A 20,229-nucleotide genomic window follows, 5' to 3' on the forward strand; every position below is an offset into this window, starting at 1 on the left:
CTGAGCCAATGCCAACTTCGAGGGCCCGCGGCCAATACGCCAAGGGAGCGGAACGCCGCGAACAGATCATTCAGACCGCCACGGACGTCTTTGCCACCGAAGGCTTTGAGGGAACAGCCCTCAAACGCGTCGCCGAGCTGGTGGGCGTCAAGGAAGCAACGCTGTTCCACTACTTCAAAGGGAAGCAGGAACTTCTCACTGCCGTCCTGGCCGAACGGGATCGTCGCTCCCTGGCCCTTGGCGGCGAATCCGAGGTGGGGCTGGCCCTTATGCCGGGCATCGCCGAGCGGAACGAGCGGGAGCCGGGGCTGACTACCCTCTACGCGGTTGCCTCGGCAACTGCCAATGACCCAGGGCACGACTCCCACGCGTACTTCAAGGACCGCTACGAGACCGTGATTCGGGGCATTGCTGCCGACATCGAACGGCGCCAGTCGTCCGGCGAGGTACGCACCGACGTCGGCGCTGAAGCTCTTGCGCGGCTGGTGGTGGCTGCCTTCGACGGCTTGCAGTTGCAGTGGCTCTATGACAAGTCCGTGGACATGGCCGAAGGACTGCGGCAGCTCACCGACGTGTTGCTGGCCCCCTCGCACCCAACTGGGTAGCAGATAAGGCCGTTCTGAGAGCTCAGAACGGCCTTATCTGCTACTTACTTGGGGGCGATGCCCGTGGTGATGCTAGCGGCCGGTGCCGCCGTAGACGGTAGCCTCAGCGTCGCCGTCGAGCTCGAACGCATTGTGGATGGCGCGCACGGCATCATCCAAGGCGTCAGCGCTGGTAACCACGGAGATACGGATTTCCGAGGTGGAGATCATGTCAATGTTGATGCCGGCGTCAGAGAGGGCCTTGAAGAACGTGGCCGAAACGCCGGGGTGTGAGCGCATGCCTGCACCAATGAGGGAGAGCTTGCCCACGTGCTCGTTGTATTCGATGCTCTCGAAGCCGATCTGGCCCTCGGCGGCGCGCAGGGCGGCCAGGGCGTCCGCACCTTCAACAATGGGAAGGGTGAACGAGATGTCCGTGCGGCCGGTGCCGTGGGTGGAGACGTTCTGGACGATCATGTCGATGTTCGAGTGCGCATCTGCGATCACCTGGAAGATTGCAGCTGCCTTGCCGGGGATGTCCGGTACGCCCACCACAGTGACCTTGGCTTCGGACCGGTCGTGTGCAACGCCGGAGATGATTGGCTGCTCCAAGGCAACTCCCTCTTGAATAGTGAACTTTTCGTCGGCGCCGGGGATGACCCAGGTGCCTTCGTTCTGGCTGAATGACGAGCGGACGTGCAGGGGCACACCGAAACGGCGGGCGTACTCCACGCAACGCAGGTGCAGGATCTTGGCACCGGAAGCGGCCAACTCCAGCATTTCCTCGCTGGAGATACGTTCGATCTTCTGGGCGCTGCTGACGACGCGGGGGTCGGCGGTGTAAATGCCGTCCACATCCGTGTATATTTCGCAGACGTCAGCTTCGAGAGCCGCAGCCAAGGCAACAGCGGTGGTGTCCGAGCCACCGCGGCCCAAGGTGGTGATCTCGTTGGTGATGCGGCTCATGCCCTGGAAACCTGCCACGATCGCAATGTGACCCTTGTCCAGGGCGGTGCGGATGCGGTGAGGATCGACGTCGATAATTCGCGCCTTGCCGTGGATGCCGTCGGTAATCATGCCGGCCTGGGAGCCCGTGAAGGACTGCGCGGAGGCACCGAACTTGTTGATGGCCATGGCGAGCAAGGCCATGGAAATTCGCTCACCGGCGGACAACAGCATGTCCATTTCACGGGCTGGAGCCGAGTCGGTGACCTGGCTTGCAAGGTCCAGGAGTTCATCAGTGGTGTCGCCCATTGCGGAAACAACAACCACGACCTCGTTGCCGGCCTTCTGCGCGTCCACGACGCGCTGAGCGACCCGCTTGATGCCATCAGCATCGGCAACCGAGGAACCGCCGAACTTTTGAACGATCAGCTGCTTGGTAATGGCAGCCTCGTTGGAGAGCTCGTCGATCTTCACTTCGGTAGTGGGCATAGTCATGCGCGCACCCTCACTGCATCAATAGGGTTCGAACGCGGCCTGCCAAATCCAAATTTGAGCACGCCTGCGTAGCTTATTTGCCCAGTTTATCGCCGTGTGCAGGGCTGGTAGGAATTGTGACCACATAGCGGCCACCCCATCCCTCTACCATCCGGCCGTGCCCGGACCGCCCTTGAACGGGCCCACAATCTGCCGGGTGATCCAGCCGCCATAAAAGCCGCCTTCCTGGAACGTCACCTGCTCACCGTCCACCGTGCAGGCTTCCATGTTTTCCGGATACAGGGCCACCCGTGTGCTCAGGGCCTCGAAGCCCCGGGTCGGGTGTGGGTACGTCCAACCGCCGCGCTCAACAACCGTCCCGCCGGCAGCGATAGTGAAATAGCTCGCCTGCCCCTTGAATTCGCAGAATGTGGTGCCCCCAACAGGAATAAGAACACCTTCCGGGAAGGCATCCAACGGCACGTAATAGACAGGAGGATGGCTGGTTTCCAACACCCTCACAGCATCGGTGGTGTCTACGATCACCTGACCTCCCAGCCGCACCACAACCCGCTCGGCACGCGGCTCAACCCGGGGCGGGCGCGGATAGTCCCACACCGATTCCTGACCGGGGGCCGGCTTGATGGGACGGGGGCGCCGGAAGACGCCGGAAACACTGCGACTGGAGACCATGTCCCATAGTGGCACGCTTGGCTGGGATCTCCCCGTGAAGTTTTGGGCGTATCCGTGGCAGCGTGCCCGGCGTACCATCCATTCATGAGGAGTGCGAGAGGCAATGGCCGGCGTTCCTGACCGCCCACGCGGTCCGGGTCCAACCCATGAACCCGAATACGAAGTGATCGGCGGCGTGATCGACGATCAGCCCTCCGGCTTTGATCGCACCAGTCCAAGGACTGGGTCTCCGGGCAGACCCGCCCCGCAGTTCGGGACAGACTTGGCCGTTGCATGGCACAGCGCCCGGACATCTTTTACCTCGTGGAGGTTCTGGGTGGCCTGCGCCTTGGGGATTGCGGCCGCTTGGGGATCAGCTGCCGCTGTGATTGCGGTAGGGGAAGCCAATGGGTGGTTCGACGTCAGGGTTCCAAGCGCCATCTACCTGATCACGGCGGTGTTCCTGGCACTTGCCGCCGCCGTGTTGGGCGCGATGTGGGGCTTCCGTCATTCCCATGGGCGCGTACCCGTTCTTCTGCTGTCAGGGGCCATGCGAGGGATGGCGTTGGCTGCGCTGGCCGGTGGCGTCTTGCTCGCGGTGGGCAGCAGCGTTGGTGGGCCGACCGCGCTGACCGGTGCCGCCGTCGTGGTGATTGTCCTCGAAGTAGCCGTGTTCGGGCTGATCGGTGCAGGTGCACGGACGTGCTTTGCCACGGCGGCGCCGGGTGCGGCGTTGGCCGCCGTAGTGGTGGCATTCCTCTGCTTAGGCAACGTTGTTGTCACGGCCCTGCTGCTTCCTGGCACCACCGGAATGGACCAGGCGTCAGTACCGGTGAATGTGGAGCGGGACGGTGCGGGGCGGGTCATTGCCTACGAATGTGTGGGCGAGCTTCAACCGGTTGAGGTTGCCCACACGGACCGGGTCGTGTGGCTTGCCACAGCCAACCCGGCCCTCCTTCTGGGGAGCATCGGCGCCGACATGGTGCCCCCGGATAACGCGCTGGGCTGGGTGATGTCCGGACTGCAGTGGGCTTCCGACGGGCCATCCCGTGAAGTGCCGTGCCTCCGCGGAGAATCAAGCACCAACCGTGCGCCGTCCATGCCAGTGGCGCTGACAGGCTTGGTGCTGCAGGCACTCACGGCCGCGCTGGTGCTGGTTCCGGGACGCTGGCTGGCTGCGAGGAGGCTGCGAACTAGTCCGCGTTCCGGCTAGCCCCGTCGCACGTACTCGGAAACCACCACGCCCGAGCCGAACGCCGTCGTCGAAACCTCATCGAAGGCGCTGGGCTGATAGGCGCCGGGCGCAAACAGCGGGATGCCGTCGCCAAAGAGGAGCGGGTTGCGTTTGAGCACCAGCCTGTCGATCTCCCCGGAAAGCCGGGTGGCCAACGTGCCACCGCCGCACAGCCAGATGGAGTTCCCCGGCTCGGATTTCAACCGGCGCACCACTTCCACCGGGTCCTCGGACGTCAACGTCAGGTTCGGGTGCTCGCCAGGAATGTCTGCCCCAGTCCGGGTCCGCGAGAAAACCACCTGCTGCAGATGCTGATACGGGCTTGTCATGCCCACCGGCAGGCCCACCGCGTAGGTATTCCAGCCCATCACCACGGTGTCGAACATGGTCCCGGTGCGTTCGATGCCAAAGGCGTCGGCAATCGCAGTGGGAATGGCATCTGAGAACCGCGCATTCAAGGCGGCCATGTGGTCGCCCTCCACCGGAAACGCGTCAAACTCGCCTCCAGGGCCGGCAATATAGCCGTCCAGGCTCACAGCAACGTAGTACACAAGTTCTCGCACGGGACCCCAATCACGGTTGATGTTGTGACTGCGAGACTACAACAGCGCGTTGCGCCTGCCCTCGAACGCCCTGCCGAGCGTGACTTCGTCCGCGTACTCCAGGTCCCCGCCTACGGGAAGGCCGGAGGCCAGCCGAGTCACGGTGATGCCTATCGACTTGAGCATGCGGGCAAGGTAAGTGGCTGTAGCTTCGCCCTCAAGGTTGGGGTCCGTGGCGATGATGATTTCCTGGATGGCGCCGTCGTTGAGGCGCGTGAGGAGTTCACGAATGCGCAACTGCTCCGGACCGACGCCTGCGATGGGATTAATTGCCCCGCCCAGCACGTGATAACGGCCGCGGAAGGACCGCGTGCGCTCAACGGCCAGGACGTCCTTGGACTCTTCCACGACGCAGATGACCGACGGATCACGACGCTGGTCGCGGCAGATATTGCACGTTTCCTGCTCGGTCACGTTAAAGCACACGGTGCAGAACTTCACCCGTTCCTTGACCGTGGTGATGGCCGTGACCAAGCGCTTCATATCCTCAGGATCGGCCTCAAGAATGTGGAACGCCAGGCGCTGCGCTGATTTGGGGCCCACACCGGGAAGCCGGCCGAGCTCATCAATCAGCTCTTGAACTGCACCTTCGTACACAATGTCCTCGTTAGGTTGAAATCAATGCTGGAGTCAGCGGGGCTGCAGGGGAGAACCGTCCAAGGCGCGCTCTTCAATCAGCTTCCCGCCCAGAATACGCTCCACGGCAGCCCGCCCAAAGACACGGGATTCTTCGATGGTTTCGTCTTCCGGACTGGGAATGTCCTCCGTCACGGTGGCGGGGGCTGCCTGGGTCCGTGCGGGTGCCTGAACACGGCCCGCTTGGGCTTCGGGGCTGTTGGTCAACCGCTGGTACAGGCTCTGGCGACCATTCGGACTTCCCGACGGCGCGGCCTCCTCCAGTGTGGCTACCGAACCGTGCGCTTCCTCGGGTTGCGTCGCCAAGGATGGCCAGGTCGCCGGTGCGTTGCTGGCAGACGGGGCGGCGCTACTTGCCGGGGCGGGCATCGATTGGGTCGCGGGCCAGCTCGACGCCGGTGCGACGTCCCAGCTGGAGCTCGGGTTCTGCTCCGCGTTGGTGGGATGGCCGTAGGCAGCGGTGGCTGCTTCCGGCACCTGCGCTGCGGCGGGTTCGTAGTCAGGGGCGTCCGTTGCCGGGGCGACATCTTGGGCCGCTTCGGCGGGTTTCCTGCCCACATTGGACTCGGTGCCCACAACCCACGTCCCAGGCGCTTGCTCGACTGCACGGGACCACGGATCCTCGGACGCGTTGCCACGTGCTGCCTGGGACGCTGTGGTTGTGGTGGCCTGGGACGGTGTTGCCGACGCCCGGGGTGACGACGGTGATTGGGGTGTGGAAGGCGATGCCGATGCCGACGGGGATGGGCTGGCCGCTGCGGGGGCAGCCGTTTGCGTGCTGGTACGGGCGTAGCCCGAAGGCGGCTCCCAATCCGCAGGAGGCTCTTCATCCAGAGGCGGTGCGTCTTCGTCCAGCGGCGGACCCCAATCGTCGTCAGGGTACGAGTAATCGCCGGAGGGCTCGGGAGCCGGGGCCGAGACGGCTTCCGGTGCCACTGCAGTTGCCGGTGCAGCAGCCTGCGGGGGAGCTACTGGCGTGGCTGCCCGCGGGGGAGCTACTGGCGTGGCTGCCGGTGCGGATGCCGCCGTCGCCGAAGCGGGTGCGAGACCCCAGGCGGAGTCGACAGCTGACACCGGCGCCGGCGTCGAGGCTGCGTCCGCGGTGGCTGACGTAACATCTGCTGCTGTTTCCACAGGGGACCCGGCACCAGCCGACGCCTGGGCGCTTGCTGGTGCCGCAGCAGCCGGAGTGTCCCGGCTAGTAGGTGCTTTTGGGTTTGGCTCAGAGCTCGCTGAGCTGTTGCCGCCAGCGACCGCGACGATCTGGCAGTCGATGCCGATGGTCTTATGAATCGCCTGCCGAAGGTTCTCGGAGTGATCCGCACGTCCGAACGCGCCTGCAAGACCGCCCGTGGTGAATGCCAACGTCAGCACCTGGCCGTCGAATTGGGCCACTTGGGCATTCGGTTCCACGAGAGCCCAGGTACTGCGCTTGATCTTGGTCAGCGTCTGAAGAACGTCCGGCCATGCACGGCGCAGAGCCTCCACGTCGCCGCTGCCAGCTGGGGTCGGAGCCTGGGCCTGCGCCGGAGCTGGAGCCTGCGCCGGAGCTGGAACCGGAGCTGGAGCCTGAACGGCAGGCTGCGGCGCTGCCTGGTGCGTCACCGTTGCCTGCGCCGGGGCTGCCCGCTGAACCTGCGGAGCTGCCTGCGACGGGGGAGGGGTGAGAGCTTGAACAGGTGGGGTTTGCTGTGCTGGTGCCGGGACAGGAGCGGCTTGAGCCGCAGCAGCTTCCGGTGCAGCAGCCCGGGAAGATCGTTCAGCAGCCGGACGATCTTCGATGGGCCAATCGCTGGTGGATACTCGCGGTGCTGTAATGGCGTCGCGTGATCCACTACTGGTTGACGGCTCGGGAGCGGCGGGGGCCGCGGCGGCAGGGGCAGCTGCCTGCGAGGTAGCCGCAGCTGCGGGTGGGCCGGCAGGGACAGCCGGTGCGCCGCCGTCGCCCGCGTAATTCAGGCGCCGTTCCACGCGGTCGATGCGGGCCGCGATACCCCGCTCGGTCTGCTCGGAGCTGGGCAGGAGGATGCGGGCACACAACAGCTCAAGGTGGAGTCGCGGCGATGTGGCCCCCGTCATTTCCGTGAGCGCGGTATTGGTGACGTCTGCAGCCCGGGACAGCTCGGCTGCCCCAAGGTTGGTTGCCTGGTTGCGCATCCGGGCGATCTGGTCCGCCGGCATACCGCGGAGGATGGCCTGCGCGCTCTCGGGCATCGCTTGGACAATGATGAGGTCGCGGAAACGCTCCAGAAGGTCTTCAACGAAGCGCCGGGGATCGTGGCCGGTTTGGATGACGCGGTCCACGGCTTTGAAGACCACCGCGGCGTCGGACGCTGCGACGGCGTCCACGATGTCGTCCAGCAAGGAAGCGTGCGTGTAGCCGAGCAGGGCAACAGCGAGCTCGTAATCCAGGCCGTTTGGTCCGGCGCCGGCCATGAGCTGGTCCAGGACGGACAAGGTGTCGCGAACGGAACCGCCACCTGCGCGGATGACCAGCGAAAGAACGCCGGGAGCGACAGGAACATTCTCCTGCTGGCAAAGGAGTTCGAGGTACTGCATGAGCGGCTCGGGTGGCACCAGCCGGAAGGGGTAGTGGTGCGTGCGGGAGCGAATGGTCCCGATGACCTTGTCCGGCTCCGTGGTGGCGAAGATGAACTTGATGTGTTCCGGCGGCTCTTCGACGATCTTGAGCAGTGCGTTGAAGCCGGCCGACGTGACCATGTGGGCCTCGTCAATGATGAAGATCTTGTAGCGGTCACGGACCGGGGCGAACGTTGCGCGTTCGCGGAGATCGCGGGCGTCGTCAACGCCACCGTGGCTGGCGGCATCGATCTCGATGACATCCAGCGAGCCGGAGCCGCCGCGTGCGAGTTCGATGCAACTGGGGCACTGGCCGCAGGGGGTGTCAGTGGGTCCCTCGGCGCAGTTAAGGCAGCGGGCCAGGATGCGTGCGGACGTGGTCTTGCCGCAGCCGCGGGGGCCGGAAAAGAGGTAGGCGTGGTTCACACGGTTCTTGCGGAGCGCCGTCATCAGCGGCTCCGTGACGTGTTCCTGCCCGATAACGTCCGCGAAAGAGTCCGGGCGATACCTTCGATACAGGGCAGTTGTAACAGTCACAAGTGAAACCTACCTATAGAGACTGACATTTAAATAAGTGACCCCTCATGCACCCGCCAGAGCCCATCTACCCTTGCTACCTTCCGGTCCTGGGGGAGTTCAACAGGATGACGCCACATGAGGGGCCGTCGACAAGCTTACCCGAACTTGGGTTGGGGTTCGAATCGGCTCGAAGGGCTGTGGATAAGGCTCGACGGCGGGTGGTTAACCTTCTCACTTTGTCGGGGCTGGGTGGTAAACCTCGGACTGCATGAGGGGTTCGTTGGAAAGGTTGGGGCAGTGGGGCGGGATGAGTAGTGGGGATTGGGTTGACCCAAAGGACGTAACCGGCGAGATTCACAAAGACGTGCTCGCTGTGGTTCGTGTCCTCGTCGTCTCCGGATGGAGGCTGAGGCGCCAAGGGCACAAGTTCTACATGTACTGCCCCTGCGGATCTGGCGGTGCGCAGTTGAGGGTTGACGGCACTACTGGGAATTCGTCCCAGCGAGCCAAGATCCTCCTTCGCGACGCACGTCGGTGTCCGGGCCAGCATGAACTACTCAGAGGGCGGCGGTAGCTGTTGTCACTTGTCAACACATTGGAATATTCTAAAACTATGACTACCGAGCACCCATTCGAAGTGCGTCTCCGTTTGCGGGAACTTCCCGAGCCGGTTGAAGACCTGCTTGTGGAACAACTTGACGCGATCGTGTCCCGCTTTGCGGAAGTGCCATATGTGACCGTGCTGCAGGACGCCGAGAGCGGCACACTGGCCGCCCACCGGGTGGTTGACCAGGTTCGTCATCTGGGTGGAGACGTTCTAGCAATTGATTTCGACTATGTCACCCGGGGTGAGATAGCGGAGCGGCTGGAAACGACACGACAGGCTGTGGCCCACTGGGTTGCCGGCGAGCGGCAAGCGGCTTTTCCATTCCCCCTTCCAGCCATCCAGGCGGGGATCTCACTTTGGTGCTGGTCGGACGTCGTCAACTGGGCGCGCGCCTCGAACCGAGCTTTTAGCGCGGATGTAAGACTGATGTCCGCCGATGAGATCGCAATGATCAACGGAGAATTGGCAGCGGGGCGAATGCCCATCTTCGCCTGACCCGGATCACCGCCACCCATTCACCGGCCACGTCATGAAAGCCGGCTCCTCGTAAGGGTGCGCCGCCCGCAGAGCCAGCACCACGCCGTCGAGCCTGTCCTCCTCGACCACGCACTCAACACGTACTTCGGGCACCTGCTCCTCAATCCCAACCTCGCCGATAGCGGGCCGTGCTCCCGGCAGAGGCGTGAAGCGCCCAGTGCCCGGTGCGGTGAAGGCGCAGTGCGAGTAGTTCCCTATTCGGCCCCCGCCGGCGTCGCCGATGGCCAGGAGGACCTCTTCAATGTGGGTCTCTGGTACGTAAACCACCAAGGCGTGGAGCTGCGTCATGGGGACATCCTGTCAACAAACTTCGGCTACAAACAGGTCTCAACCATTGCAAATCACCCGGCCTCAGCGGACCATGGGTATGTACACCGATTGGGGCAATCTCAAGATTGTGAGCTGCGGGGCCTGGGAGCGAGGGGCCGGACCCGGCAGCTCAACGTTGTACCGCAAGAATGGGCGCGTTGGGGGCGTCCATTTTTCCGTTAACGAGCCCTCCTTCGAGGGTGCTTGGACGTGGCAAATCAGCCCGATTACACGATGCCGAAATTCTCAGGTACAGTAGTATCTGCTTTCGAATCGGAAGCAAGGAGAATTCGCCTAGCGGCCTATGGCGCACGCCTGGAACGCGTGTTGGGTTAACGCCCTCGGGGGTTCAAATCCCCCATTCTCCGCCGGAAAAGGCTCCGGGATCCACGTGATCCCGGAGCCTTTCTCTTTGCCCAAAATTCGGCTCCCGCCATGATGGTTTTCCGGCATGAGGTCCGCACATTCCGAGCACGCCATTTGTCCTATGACGCGCTTTGCCGGACCTCTATGCCCTCCTAGGATTGCGTGGACTTGTTCGCAACCAGAGGGGATCCGGTGTCGGACCTTAGTGCGGCCCTGCCGAGTCGGGCTCGGGCGGCGGACCTGGACGCAATCAGGCTTATCGGAATCGCTGCCGTAGTGGTTGGGCATGTCTGGACGTCCGGGCCGTTCACTGACGCCCTGTTCGCGTGGCATGTCCCCGTATTTTTCATCCTGACGGGCTATCTATGGAAACCGGGCCGGACGGTGCGCGATGAGATCACCCGCCGCTCCAAGACGCTCCTGGTCCCGTACGTTGCTTGGCTGGCCGTCATCAGTGTCGCGTTCGCTTCCGTGGAGTACCTGCGCGGCGGATCCCTACCCGTCGAAGCACTCCGAAATGCAGTCTACGGCGGAGCTTTCGCGGTGCGACCATACTCCGCATTCTGGTTTGTACCGGTCCTCTTTTTCACGGCTGTGCTGTGCCGCTGGCTGGAACGCTTTCCGGCGTGGGTTGCGTGGATCATCGCTGGACTGGGGCTGGCAGCAAGCGTTATTGCGGGGGAGGTGATGGCAAGGACGCCGCTGGGAATAGCTTTGGCAGTGCCGTGCCTGGTGTTCGTCCTCGTCGGTCGCGCTTTGCCTGCCATGGTCCCACGCGTTCGCTATAGAACCGCCGTGGGCGTGGGTCTGGTACTTGCCGGCGTTGCCCTGACGGTGGGCGGTGCGGTGCGGCCGCTGAACATGAAAGACGGCGACTTCGGCACGGTCGCGTTGAGCGTGGTCAACGCATCAGCAATGAGCCTGGGGCTGATTCTTGTCTTCGCAGCGCTGTACCGCGGGGTTGGCCCGGCAGTGAATCGCCTGACGATCCGGCTGGCCTCCGCAGGGCTGGTGGTTGTTCTCACCCACGCATTTTTCCTCTACCTGCTCAACACGCCTGCGTCGGGAGCGATCTTGGACGCCGTTGTAGCTTTGGCGGTGCCCTTTGCTCTCGCCTTACTGGTGCTCCGGTCGCCGCTCCGCCGCTGGCTTGTGGGTTAGCCGTCAGCCTGCTGCTCGGTATCTTTCTGCTGAGCGGCGGCCACCCGTTCCAGCACTTCCCGGCAGGCCAGAATTGCCGGGTGGATCCGGCCGGCCGTCCTGGTGGAGGTGAACACGGTTCGCTCCGGCAGGCCGGGAAGGTCCAGGAGTTGGACTGTGCGGCTGCGGCCGGTCCACACGAGGTCCGGCATGAGTGCCACGGCGTTCCCGGATTCGATGAGCCGGATTTGGGCTTGGAGGTCGGCTGTTTCGTAGCGCACGTCCGGCTCGAATCCCGCGGACCGGCAGGCCTGCTCTGCCCAATGCCGGGATGCTGCGCCGCGGGGTTCCATGACCCACGGCATGGACGCCGTGTCAGCGAGGGTGGCTACGGTTTCGCCGCCAAGTCCTACGGGGGGAGTGGCCAGCCGGATGGCGTCGCTGGTAAGGGTAACCCGGTCCAGGCCGCTATGGTGCGGGGCCGCGTGGCCCGGGTATTGCTCGGCCACCACAAGGTCGAAGTCCCGCGCCCACGTTTCGTAGAGTGCGGTCTCCGGTTCGCGCTGTGTCATCTCCACGCGTACCTCGGGATACTCCTGGCGCATGATGGTGAGGAACTCAGGCAGCAACGCCAGTGCCGCGGACTGGAACACCGCCAGGCGCACGGTCCCGGTCACCGTGGACAGCGATGCCGCGAGCTCAGTTTCGGCTCGCTCCAAGGTTTCCAGCAGCGCAGCGGTGTGGGCCACCAGGATCTCCGCCTGCGGAGTCAACTGCACCCGACGCCCCGCTTTTCGCAGCAGTTCCACCCCCGCTTCCTTCTCCAATAGCGTCAGCTGCTGCGACACCGAAGAGGGGCTGTACTGCATCGCATCGGCTACCTCGGCGAGGGTTCCGCGGATCTTCAATTCGTGCAGCAAACGCAGCCTGCGGACGTCCAGCACGGCAGCCTCCAAAGATTCGGGATGAGTAATGAATATTCGTCAGAAAAGATCGCTTTTCCTAACGTGATTGTAGATCCATACTGATGGAAACAAACAAACTTCTCCGCCCCAGAAGGAGCCCCCATGACCAGCACCCTCCCGGATGCCACCGCCCCGCGCACCCAGGATTCCGGGCAGTTCGATGCTTTGGCTCAGGAAGCCATTGCCTTGGTCCGCCACTGGCTTACCGAAGCCAGCAAGATCCCCGTGGACGTGTCCGCGCAGCGCCTCGCCGGCGTCTTGAAGGACCCGAACGGCCTTGACTTCACTGTCGGATTCGTCGACGGCGTCATCCGCCCCGAGGACCTGTCCGTCGCCGGCCGGAAGCTGGCCGAGCTGGCTCCGAAGGTGCCGAAGTTCCTCCCGTGGTACATGCGCAGCGCTGTCCGCGTGGGTGGCGTCATGGCTCCGATCGTCCCGCAGCTTGTCATCCCGATCGCCCGCCGCGTGCTCCGCGAAATGGTGGGCCACCTGATCGTTGACGCCACCGACGCCAAGCTTGGCCCGGCCATCGCCAAGATCCGCCAGGACGGTGTTCACCTCAACGTGAACCTCCTGGGCGAAGCAGTTTTGGGCGAGCACGAAGCCCAGCGCCGCCTGGATGGCACGTTGAAGCTCCTTGCTCGTGAAGATGTGGACTACGTTTCCATCAAGGAATCCTCCACCGTGGCACCGCACTCCCCGTGGGCTTTCGACGAAGCCGTGGATCACGTCGTGGAGAAGCTCACCCCGCTCTACCGCCTCGCTGCCTACTTCCCCAAGCCCAAGTTCATCAACCTGGACATGGAGGAATACAAGGACCTCAGCATGACCATCGCGGTGTTCAAGCGAATCCTTGACATGCCCGAATTCAAGAACCTCGAGGCCGGCATCGTCCTGCAGGCCTACCTGCCTGATGCTCTCGGTGCCATGCAGGAACTGCAGGAGTGGGCGTCTGCCCGACGTGCCCAGGGTGGCGCTCCCATCAAGGTCCGCGTGGTCAAGGGTGCCAACCTTCCCATGGAGCAGGTTGAAGCATCCCTGCACGATTGGCCGTTGGCTACCTGGGGCACCAAGCAGGACTCGGACACCAGCTACAAGAACGTCATCAACTACGCCCTCACCCCCGAGCACATCGATGCTGTTCGCATCGGCGTCGCCGGCCACAACCTGTTCGACGTAGCCTTCGCCTGGCTACTCGCCAAGGAACGAGGCGTAACGAAGGGCATTGAATTCGAAATGCTCCTGGGCATGGCAACGGGCCAGGCCACCGCGGTCCGCAAGGACGTTGGCAGCCTCCTGCTCTACACACCCGTGGTCCACCCGGGTGAGTTCGACGTCGCCATCGCTTACCTGATCCGCCGCCTCGAAGAGGGCGCCAGCCAGGAAAACTTCATGTCCGCAGTCTTTGAACTCAGCGAAAATGAAGCGCTGTTCAAGCGCGAGCAGCAGCGCTTCCTGGACTCCCTGGCCGGAATGACGGACGAGGTTCCGGGCCCCAACCGCAAGCAGGACCGCCGTCTCCCCGCCGAGCCCGCGCCGCTGGAGGGCTTCATCAACACCCCGGACACGGACCCGGCGCTCCCGGCCAACCGTGCATGGGGCCGCGACATCCTCAAGCGCATCCCCGGTTCCACCGCCGGCAACAAGATCGTGGAGTCCACCAAGGTCTCCGACGCTGCCCAGCTGGATCGGATCATCGCCACCGCCGTTGACCACGGCAAGGCCTGGGGCGCCCGCCCCGCCGCCGAGCGCGCAGCCATCCTGCACCGCGCCGGCGAGGTCCTCGAGGCCCGCCGCGCTGAACTCCTGGAGGTCATGGCGTCCGAGACCGGCAAGACCATCGATCAAGGCGACCCCGAGGTCAGCGAAGCAATCGACTTCGCTCACTACTACGCCGAGCGCGCCAAAGACCTGGAAACGGTGGACGGCGCCAGGTTCGTCCCAGCCAACCTCACCGTGGTGACCCCTCCGTGGAACTTCCCGGTGGCGATCCCCGCAGGTTCGACGCTCGCAGCGCTCGCCTCGGGCTCCGCCGTCGTGATCAAACCTGCAAAGCAGGCCCGCCGCTCCGGCTCGGTCATGGTGGATGCCCTGTGGGAGGCTGGTGTGCCGCGCGAAGTGCTGGCACTCGTTCAGCTTGAAGAGCGCGAGCTCGGCACCCAGTTGGTCTCGCACCCCAGCGTTGACAGGGTCATCCTCACTGGTGGCTACGAAACGGCTGAGCTGTTCCGTTCCTTCCGTCAGGACCTGCCGCTGCTCGCGGAGACCTCCGGCAAGAACGCCATCATCGTCACCCCGAGTGCCGACCTGGACCTTGCCGCCAAGGACGTCGTGTACTCGGCCTTCGGCCACGCAGGCCAGAAGTGCTCGGCTGCCTCGCTGGTGATCCTGGTGGGCTCAGTGGCCAAGAGCGCACGCTTCCACAACCAGTTGATCGACGCGGCCCGCTCACTGACCGTCGGTTACCCGGAGAACGCAACCACCCAGATGGGGCCGATCATCGAAGCGGCCAACGGCAAGCTCCTCAACGCCCTCACCACCCTGGGCGATGGCGAAACCTGGGCCGTCAAGCCCGAGCGTCTCGACGAGACCGGCCGCTTGTGGTCCCCGGGCATCCGCTCGGGCGTCAAGCGTGGCTCCTACTTCCACCTGACTGAGTTCTTCGGCCCGGTCCTGGGTGTCATGACCGCTGAGACCCTTGAAGAAGCCATCGCCATCCAGAACGAGATCGAGTACGGCCTCACCGCCGGCCTGCACTCCCTGGACTCCGCGGAAATGGGCGTCTGGCTGGACAGCATCCAGGCCGGAAACCTTTACGTCAACCGCGGCATCACCGGTGCGATCGTTCAGCGCCAGCCGTTCGGTGGATGGAAGAAGTCGGCCGTTGGCGCCGGAACCAAGGCCGGTGGACCGAACTACCTGGTGGGCCTGGGCAGCTGGCTTCCCGCCGAGGCCAAGGCCAAGCGGGGCACCATGCTTCAGGGTGCGGCTGCGCAGCTTCTCGCGGCTGCCAAGTCCGCTGACGTGACGGCTGAGGAGCTTCAGATGCTGCAGCAGTCACTCTTCAGCGACGCAGCAGCGTGGGAATCCGAGTTCGGCACCGCGAAGGATGTTTCCGCCCTGTCGGCTGAGCGCAACGTCTTCCGCTACCGTTCCCTCCCCGTCACGGTCCGCCTCTCCGAAGGCGAGCGGCTCGCTGAGTTGCTCCGCGTCGTAGCAGCCGGTGCAGTGGCTGGCTCGAAGCTGACGGTGAGCTCCGCCGTCGTACTTCCCGACGCTGTGGTGAGCGTGTTCGCGAACCTGGGCGTCAGCGTCCGGATCGAGGACGACGCCGCGTGGCTGGCCCGTGCGGCACAGTTCGACGCCGGCCGCATCCGCTTGATCGGTGGCGACTTCGCCGCGCTGAGCGCAGCCATGGGTGGCCGCCCGGACGTCGCGGTCTACCACGGCGCTGTGACCCAGGCCGGCCGGATCGAGATGCTGCCGTTCCTCCGCGAGCAGGCCGTGTCCATCACCGCCCACCGCTTCGGCACCCCGAACCACCTCTCGGACCACCTGATCTAGCACGCGAGAAAGGGTTGAAAGCCAACCCCTCTGCGATACTCACTTGCGCGGAGGGGTTGGCTTTCGGCTTTAAGCCTCCGCGTATCCCAGCCTCTGCAACCTTCGCCGGGCGGCCAGCTCACTGGGTCCGTGGGAGCCCAAGGCAAAGCGAACCATGCCCAGCACTGCCCGGGCGGCGGTGATGACGGGCAAGGGAACCGGACCCACCGCGGGGCGGCGGATGCCGAGCATCTCGCGGTACTTGGGTTCAAGGCTTGCGACGGCGGCCGCGAACAGGATGGTGTAGCCGGGCTTGAGGAGTGGGCTTAGGGGCGGATAGCGGATAAAGGACACCGTCTGGGCGAGCCGCTCGTCGGCCCTGAGTATCCCGGAGGCGTACCACTGTTCGAGTTCGTCACGGACCTGAGCCTCAGTGAGCGGCGGGTCTACAACTCCCATGAGCCTCCCCGCGGCCGCCCATTCACGAACGTAGGCATCAGGACCGCCCGGGATGGGCCTTCCCCAGATGCGGTTGGCGGTGATGAAGGAATCCGCGTAGGTGACGTGAACCCAGCGGAGAAGCTCGGGATCGTTGGCGGCATACCCGCGCGTGACCCCGTTGCCGTCCACGTACGTCCCCCGGACGCGCTCATGGATCTTCCGCACACGGGCGGTGGCTGCCTCGGCGGCCTCCGTGGAACCGTACGTCACCGTAAAAATCCAGCGGACAGTGTTTGCCAACCGGCCAAGAGGGTCCTTCTGAAATCCCGAGTGCTCATAAACCCCTGCCAGAGCGCCGGGATGCAGGGCCTGCATCAGCAGGACCCTGATCCCGGCCACAATGGTAGCCACATGACCATGCACCGCCCAGACCGCCGATCCCGGAAGGTGATAGCCGGCGTCGTTCCCTTCAGCAAGGCGCGGTACCCACTCCGGAGGCGTGCCCGACGTCCCTGTGAACGTGCGCTGCAGCTCATGCCTATACTCCGTGAGGTAATTCCTCATAGATCCCATGAGACCTCGCTTTGGCTCGCCTGTACAGGGGAGATCAGCTGCGCACGCGTCGCCGTTTCGGTGCTGCCGCCACCAAGAGCGCGGCGATGGCGACGGCGGCACTCAGGATCAGGCCCGGACGGTACTGTTCCAGCATGGCTTGGGCGCTGACGGTTCCGGCGGCCTGACCGTGTCCGCTGACGAGGGCTGTGGTGACAGCCAAAACCAGTGCGGCGCCCACTTGGGTGCTCGTTTGTATCAGCCCGGCAGCCAGCCCCTGCTCGGAATCGCGAATGCCGGTAGTCGCCTGGACATTGATGGACGGGAACGCCAGCGCAAAACCGATACCCGACAGGACCACCGACGGCAGGATGTCCAGCACGTAGTTGGGGGTGGTGCCCACCCGGAGGAACAGGACGTACCCCAGGCCAAGTGCCGTGAGCCCGGTCAGAATCAGTTGTGTGGCACCGAACTTCTCAATGAGGCGGTCCGCGAACGGCGCGCTGCCCATGACCAGCAAACCTGCCGGCAGCAGGGCAAGCGCCATTCCCAGCGGTGTCCAGCCCAGCACCGACTGCAGGTACATGGTGACGATGAACTGGAAGCTGAGGTAGGAGCCGAACAGCCCCACGGCGCTGAGGTTTGCCCTGGCCACCCAGCCTTCCTTGAGGATGCTGAAGCGGATCAGCGGATGCTTGACCTTGTTTTCGATCACCGCGAAGGCTGCCAGCACGGCGATGGACACTGCGAATCCGGCGATTGTTGCCACAGATCCCCAGCCCTGCTCCGGTGCTGAAACCAAGGTGTAGACCAGGCCAAGCATGCCCAGTGCGAGGGTAACGGCACCCCAGATATCGTGCCCGCTGTTCTCCGCTGAGGGCTTGTCCTTGGGGATGAATTTCATGCCCAGGAGGACAACCACCACCGCGATGGGAACCGAGACCAGGAACGTCCAACGCCAGCTCAGGCTGGTCATGAGGCCGCCCACCACCAGGCCCAGTGAGAAACCGCTGGCGCCGAACGTGGTGAAGATGGACAGCGCTTTATTGCGCTCGCGGCCTTCGGCGAAGTTGGTGGTGATGATGGAGAACCCGGTGGGTGCGGTGAACGCGGCGGCCAGTCCCTTGATGAACCGGGTAGCGATCAGGATGGCGGGGTCGTCAACCAGCCCGCCCAGCAAGGACGCCGCGGCGAAGACGGTCAAAGCGATAAGGAAGATTCGACGGCGGCCCAACAGGTCCGCGAGTCGGCCGCCCAGGAGCAGGAGGCTCCCGTAACCAAGGACGTAGGCGGAGACGATCCACTGCAGGGAGTCGGTTCCGAGATTGAGTTCCTGCCCGATGGAGGGCAGCATGGCAACGACGCGTGACCGTCACCTGCAGGACCGCCAATTGGTGGAGCAGTGGCGCAGCATCCAGAACTCCTACTTCCGTACCGCCGGAGCGATCGACCGCGCGCTCGAAGCCAAGTTCGACATTGGCCTCAACGAGTTCGAAATCCTGGACCTGGTGGCCGAGAGCGAAGAGTCCGCGTGCCGCATGAAGGCCTTGGGGGAGCGCACCCCTATGACCCAGAGTGCTGTGTCAAAGGTGGTGGATCGCCTGGAAAAGGCGGGCCTGGTGTCCCGCGAAACCTGCGCCGACGATCGCCGGTCCCTCTTCCTGGAATTGACCGAGGCGGGCCGCGCACTTCACGCCACTGCCGCCGTCGAACACCGCGCCCTGCTCAAGGAAAACCTGGGCTCCTAGCCGCAGAAGTCCAAGCTCAAGATTCTTGAGCCAAAACTGAGGCAACCTTTCGGTAGAAGGGACCCGGGAAGCCTTTATTTCTCCCCTGATACCCGCAACAATGGTGCTTGCACGCCAGGCTGGGGTTTGGTGCCGCTGGCTTTGGGGAGTGTTTTGTGGGCAAGCATCATGAATCAGACCGGGCAGTAGAACTGATCCGCACCGTAGGTTTCCATCGCGTTCTGATCGCAGGGAGCCTCGCGGTCCTCGCCTTCTTCGCGTTTGGCTTCCAACCCTTGAACGCTGTCTCCAGCAGTTCCGTGGGCGGAGCACTGGCGCAGGGGGTGGTGGAACCGACAGCCCTGGGCACCCTGGTGCCGCCGGAAGCCGAAACCCTGGTCATCGACCCCACCATGGAACCACCCCAGCAGGTTGCCGGTACGCCCATGGTCTACTTCGACCGCGCCATGATCCGCACAGTCAGCAAAGACGGCTCCACAGGCCTGACCGTTGCCTCCGCAGGGCTGTCACGACCCCCTGCAGGGAGCCTCTACTCGCCGCTTGAGGTCCTCAACAAGAGTTCGTCCTACGGCTACCGCTATAGCCCCTTGACGGGCCTGGCCGGAGAATTCCACTGGGGCCAGGATTACGCAGCCGCCTGCGGTACGCGTGTGTACGCTGCCGACGCCGGCGTGGTGCGGGCTGTCGGGTGGCACGTATGGGGCGGTGGGAACCGGGTTGAAATCGAGCACGGCAACGGCCTGGTCACCACCTACAACCACCTCCAGGCGATCGGCGTCACTCAAGGCCAATCAGTGCGGGTGGGCGAGGTCATTGCGGAGGTTGGGACCACCGGATGGTCCACCGGCTGCCATCTCCACTTCGAGACGATCGTCAACGGCCTTCACACTGATCCCGCCAACTGGACGCTGTTGCCCATCCGGCAGGTTGATGCGCTGCAAACCATTGCCATGGTGAACTACCAGCCCGGTGTTGGCACCGGCACCTCGGCAACACCGCAGTGGGCCGTTCCCGTATCGGATGGCACCACCCGGGCCGTCATCGGCGGAGAGCACGAAAACGACGAACCGCTTCCGGTTCCCCCCGCAGCTCCCTCGGGCACCACCCCGCCTGCCACCAACCCACCCAGCAGCCCTGGCGTTACCCAGACCACCCCGCCTGCCACCACGACGCCGGTTCAAACCACGACGCCGGTTCAAACCACGACGCCGACGCCCTCACCTTCCGTGACGGCTACTCCGACTCCGACCGCCACCCCCACGCCGACCCCTACGGCTACAGTGACACCGACGCCGACCACCACTGCGACACCGACGCCGACTGCCTCCACAACACCATCGCCGTCAACCAGCGCGCCGGAAACCAACATAGTCCCGCCGGCTCCTGTGGCGCCGGCTCTGGTAGCACCCGCTCCGGCTGCACCGGCCCCCGTAGCGCCTGTTGTGGTGGAACCCGCGCCGGTGGTTGTGGCGCCAGTACATGTTGCACCCGCGCCGGTGGTGAGCCAAGCCGTTGCTCCAGTGGCTCCGGCGCCTCCCGTGGCTCCGGCGCCTCCCGTGGCTCCGGCACCCTCGCCTGTTGCAGTCCTCCCGACGTCGCTGCCGGCAGTAGTCCTGCCGCCCGGATACATTCTGATCGCCCCGGACCTGGTCCAGCGGCCGGACGGTGTGCTGGTGCCGTTGTCCTCGCTCATCCTTCCCACGCCCTAGGTTTCGCCACCCAAGCCGGCTCCCGTAAGCTCGATGGCGGCAATACCGCCAGACGACGTCGTCAGG

At 64.3% G+C, this 20,229-nt stretch carries 16 protein-coding genes, 1 tRNA gene and 1 other RNA gene; 8 read left to right on the forward strand and 10 right to left on the reverse strand.

Features of this window, described 5'->3' with window-relative positions:
* Window positions 1–8 precede the first annotated feature (8 nt).
* Window positions 9–605 carry a TetR/AcrR family transcriptional regulator gene (locus HAV21_RS08055; protein ID WP_142936761.1) on the forward strand — a complete coding sequence of 199 codons (597 nt, stop codon included), beginning with the start codon at window positions 9–11 and terminating at the stop codon, window positions 603–605.
* Between the two features lie 72 nt (window positions 606–677).
* Here HAV21_RS08055 and HAV21_RS08060 read toward each other — a convergent pair whose 3' ends face one another.
* Together HAV21_RS08060 and HAV21_RS08065 are read right to left on the reverse strand one after the other, a co-directional pair.
* Entirely contained in the window at window positions 678–2,024 is a 1,347-nt protein-coding gene (locus HAV21_RS08060) for an aspartate kinase (protein ID WP_142936760.1), read from the reverse strand.
* Window positions 2,025–2,168: 144 nt separating this feature from the next.
* Window positions 2,169–2,696: a DUF427 domain-containing protein gene (locus HAV21_RS08065; RefSeq protein WP_187697058.1), complete on the reverse strand. Its 528-nt coding sequence runs from the start codon at window positions 2,694–2,696 to the stop codon at window positions 2,169–2,171.
* 103 nt (window positions 2,697–2,799) lie between these two features.
* On the opposite strand from HAV21_RS08065, the gene HAV21_RS08070 reads away from it, so the two are divergent.
* Window positions 2,800–3,888, forward strand: a complete 1,089-nt coding sequence (locus tag HAV21_RS08070; RefSeq protein ID WP_166841312.1) for a hypothetical protein — start codon at window positions 2,800–2,802, stop codon at window positions 3,886–3,888.
* On the opposite strand, the gene HAV21_RS08075 is transcribed toward HAV21_RS08070, so the two are convergent.
* From HAV21_RS08075 to ffs, 4 genes are all read right to left on the reverse strand, one after another.
* Window positions 3,885–4,472, reverse strand: a complete 588-nt coding sequence (locus HAV21_RS08075) for a dihydrofolate reductase family protein (RefSeq protein WP_166841313.1) — start codon at window positions 4,470–4,472, stop codon at window positions 3,885–3,887. The two genes, HAV21_RS08070 and HAV21_RS08075, sit on opposite strands and share 4 nt — an antisense overlap.
* Window positions 4,473–4,508: 36 nt before the next feature.
* Window positions 4,509–5,108, reverse strand: coding sequence for a recombination mediator RecR (gene recR, locus HAV21_RS08080; RefSeq protein ID WP_142936756.1), 600 nt, complete (start codon window positions 5,106–5,108; stop codon window positions 4,509–4,511).
* Between the two features lie 33 nt (window positions 5,109–5,141).
* The gene (locus tag HAV21_RS08085; RefSeq protein ID WP_166841314.1) at window positions 5,142–8,264 is read right to left on the reverse strand and encodes a DNA polymerase III subunit gamma and tau; all 3,123 of its coding nucleotides are present in this window, start codon (window positions 8,262–8,264) and stop codon (window positions 5,142–5,144) included.
* Window positions 8,265–8,297: 33 nt separating this feature from the next.
* Window positions 8,298–8,394: signal recognition particle sRNA small type (gene ffs, locus HAV21_RS08090), an RNA gene on the reverse strand.
* A 465-nt stretch (window positions 8,395–8,859) separates the two neighbouring features.
* On the opposite strand from ffs, the gene HAV21_RS08095 reads away from it, so the two are divergent.
* A complete protein-coding gene (locus HAV21_RS08095; protein WP_166841315.1) occupies window positions 8,860–9,348 on the forward strand; it encodes a hypothetical protein in 489 nt (162 codons plus the stop codon).
* A gap of 6 nt (window positions 9,349–9,354) precedes the next feature.
* On the opposite strand, the gene HAV21_RS08100 is transcribed toward HAV21_RS08095, so the two are convergent.
* Entirely contained in the window at window positions 9,355–9,678 is a 324-nt protein-coding gene (locus HAV21_RS08100) for a hypothetical protein (RefSeq protein WP_166841316.1), read from the reverse strand.
* A 304-nt stretch (window positions 9,679–9,982) separates the two neighbouring features.
* Between HAV21_RS08100 and HAV21_RS08105 the strand changes: the two genes are divergently transcribed.
* Together HAV21_RS08105 and HAV21_RS08110 are read left to right on the forward strand one after the other, a co-directional pair.
* Window positions 9,983–10,067 (forward strand) — tRNA-Ser (locus tag HAV21_RS08105).
* 190 nt (window positions 10,068–10,257) lie between these two features.
* Window positions 10,258–11,226 carry an acyltransferase family protein gene (locus HAV21_RS08110; RefSeq protein WP_347877622.1) on the forward strand — a complete coding sequence of 323 codons (969 nt, stop codon included), beginning with the start codon at window positions 10,258–10,260 and terminating at the stop codon, window positions 11,224–11,226.
* Here the strand turns inward: HAV21_RS08110 and HAV21_RS08115 are convergent.
* Window positions 11,223–12,149, reverse strand: coding sequence for a LysR family transcriptional regulator (locus HAV21_RS08115; protein WP_166841318.1), 927 nt, complete (start codon window positions 12,147–12,149; stop codon window positions 11,223–11,225). The genes HAV21_RS08110 and HAV21_RS08115 overlap by 4 nt on opposite strands.
* A 123-nt stretch (window positions 12,150–12,272) precedes the next feature.
* Between HAV21_RS08115 and HAV21_RS08120 the strand changes: the two genes are divergently transcribed.
* Window positions 12,273–15,734: a bifunctional proline dehydrogenase/L-glutamate gamma-semialdehyde dehydrogenase gene (locus HAV21_RS08120; protein ID WP_166841319.1), complete on the forward strand. Its 3,462-nt coding sequence runs from the start codon at window positions 12,273–12,275 to the stop codon at window positions 15,732–15,734.
* Between the two features lie 69 nt (window positions 15,735–15,803).
* On the opposite strand, the gene HAV21_RS08125 is transcribed toward HAV21_RS08120, so the two are convergent.
* A complete protein-coding gene (locus HAV21_RS08125) occupies window positions 15,804–16,727 on the reverse strand; it encodes an oxygenase MpaB family protein (RefSeq protein ID WP_166841320.1) in 924 nt (307 codons plus the stop codon).
* Window positions 16,728–16,761: 34 nt separating this feature from the next.
* Window positions 16,762–18,060, reverse strand: a complete 1,299-nt coding sequence (locus tag HAV21_RS08130; RefSeq protein WP_243753165.1) for an MFS transporter — start codon at window positions 18,058–18,060, stop codon at window positions 16,762–16,764.
* Here HAV21_RS08130 and HAV21_RS08135 point away from each other — a divergent pair.
* Both HAV21_RS08135 and HAV21_RS08140 read left to right on the forward strand, forming a co-directional pair.
* On the forward strand, window positions 18,059–18,454 hold the full coding sequence (locus tag HAV21_RS08135; protein ID WP_166841321.1) for a MarR family transcriptional regulator: 396 nt from the start codon (window positions 18,059–18,061) through the stop codon (window positions 18,452–18,454). The genes HAV21_RS08130 and HAV21_RS08135 overlap by 2 nt on opposite strands.
* Window positions 18,455–18,609: 155 nt before the next feature.
* Window positions 18,610–20,163: a M23 family metallopeptidase gene (locus HAV21_RS08140; protein ID WP_166841322.1), complete on the forward strand. Its 1,554-nt coding sequence runs from the start codon at window positions 18,610–18,612 to the stop codon at window positions 20,161–20,163.
* The last annotated feature ends 66 nt before the right edge of the window (window positions 20,164–20,229 follow it).

It is taken from the genome of Paenarthrobacter sp. MSM-2-10-13, from assembly GCF_011605365.1.
In the GTDB taxonomy this organism is placed as follows: Bacteria; Actinomycetota; Actinomycetes; order Actinomycetales; family Micrococcaceae; genus Arthrobacter.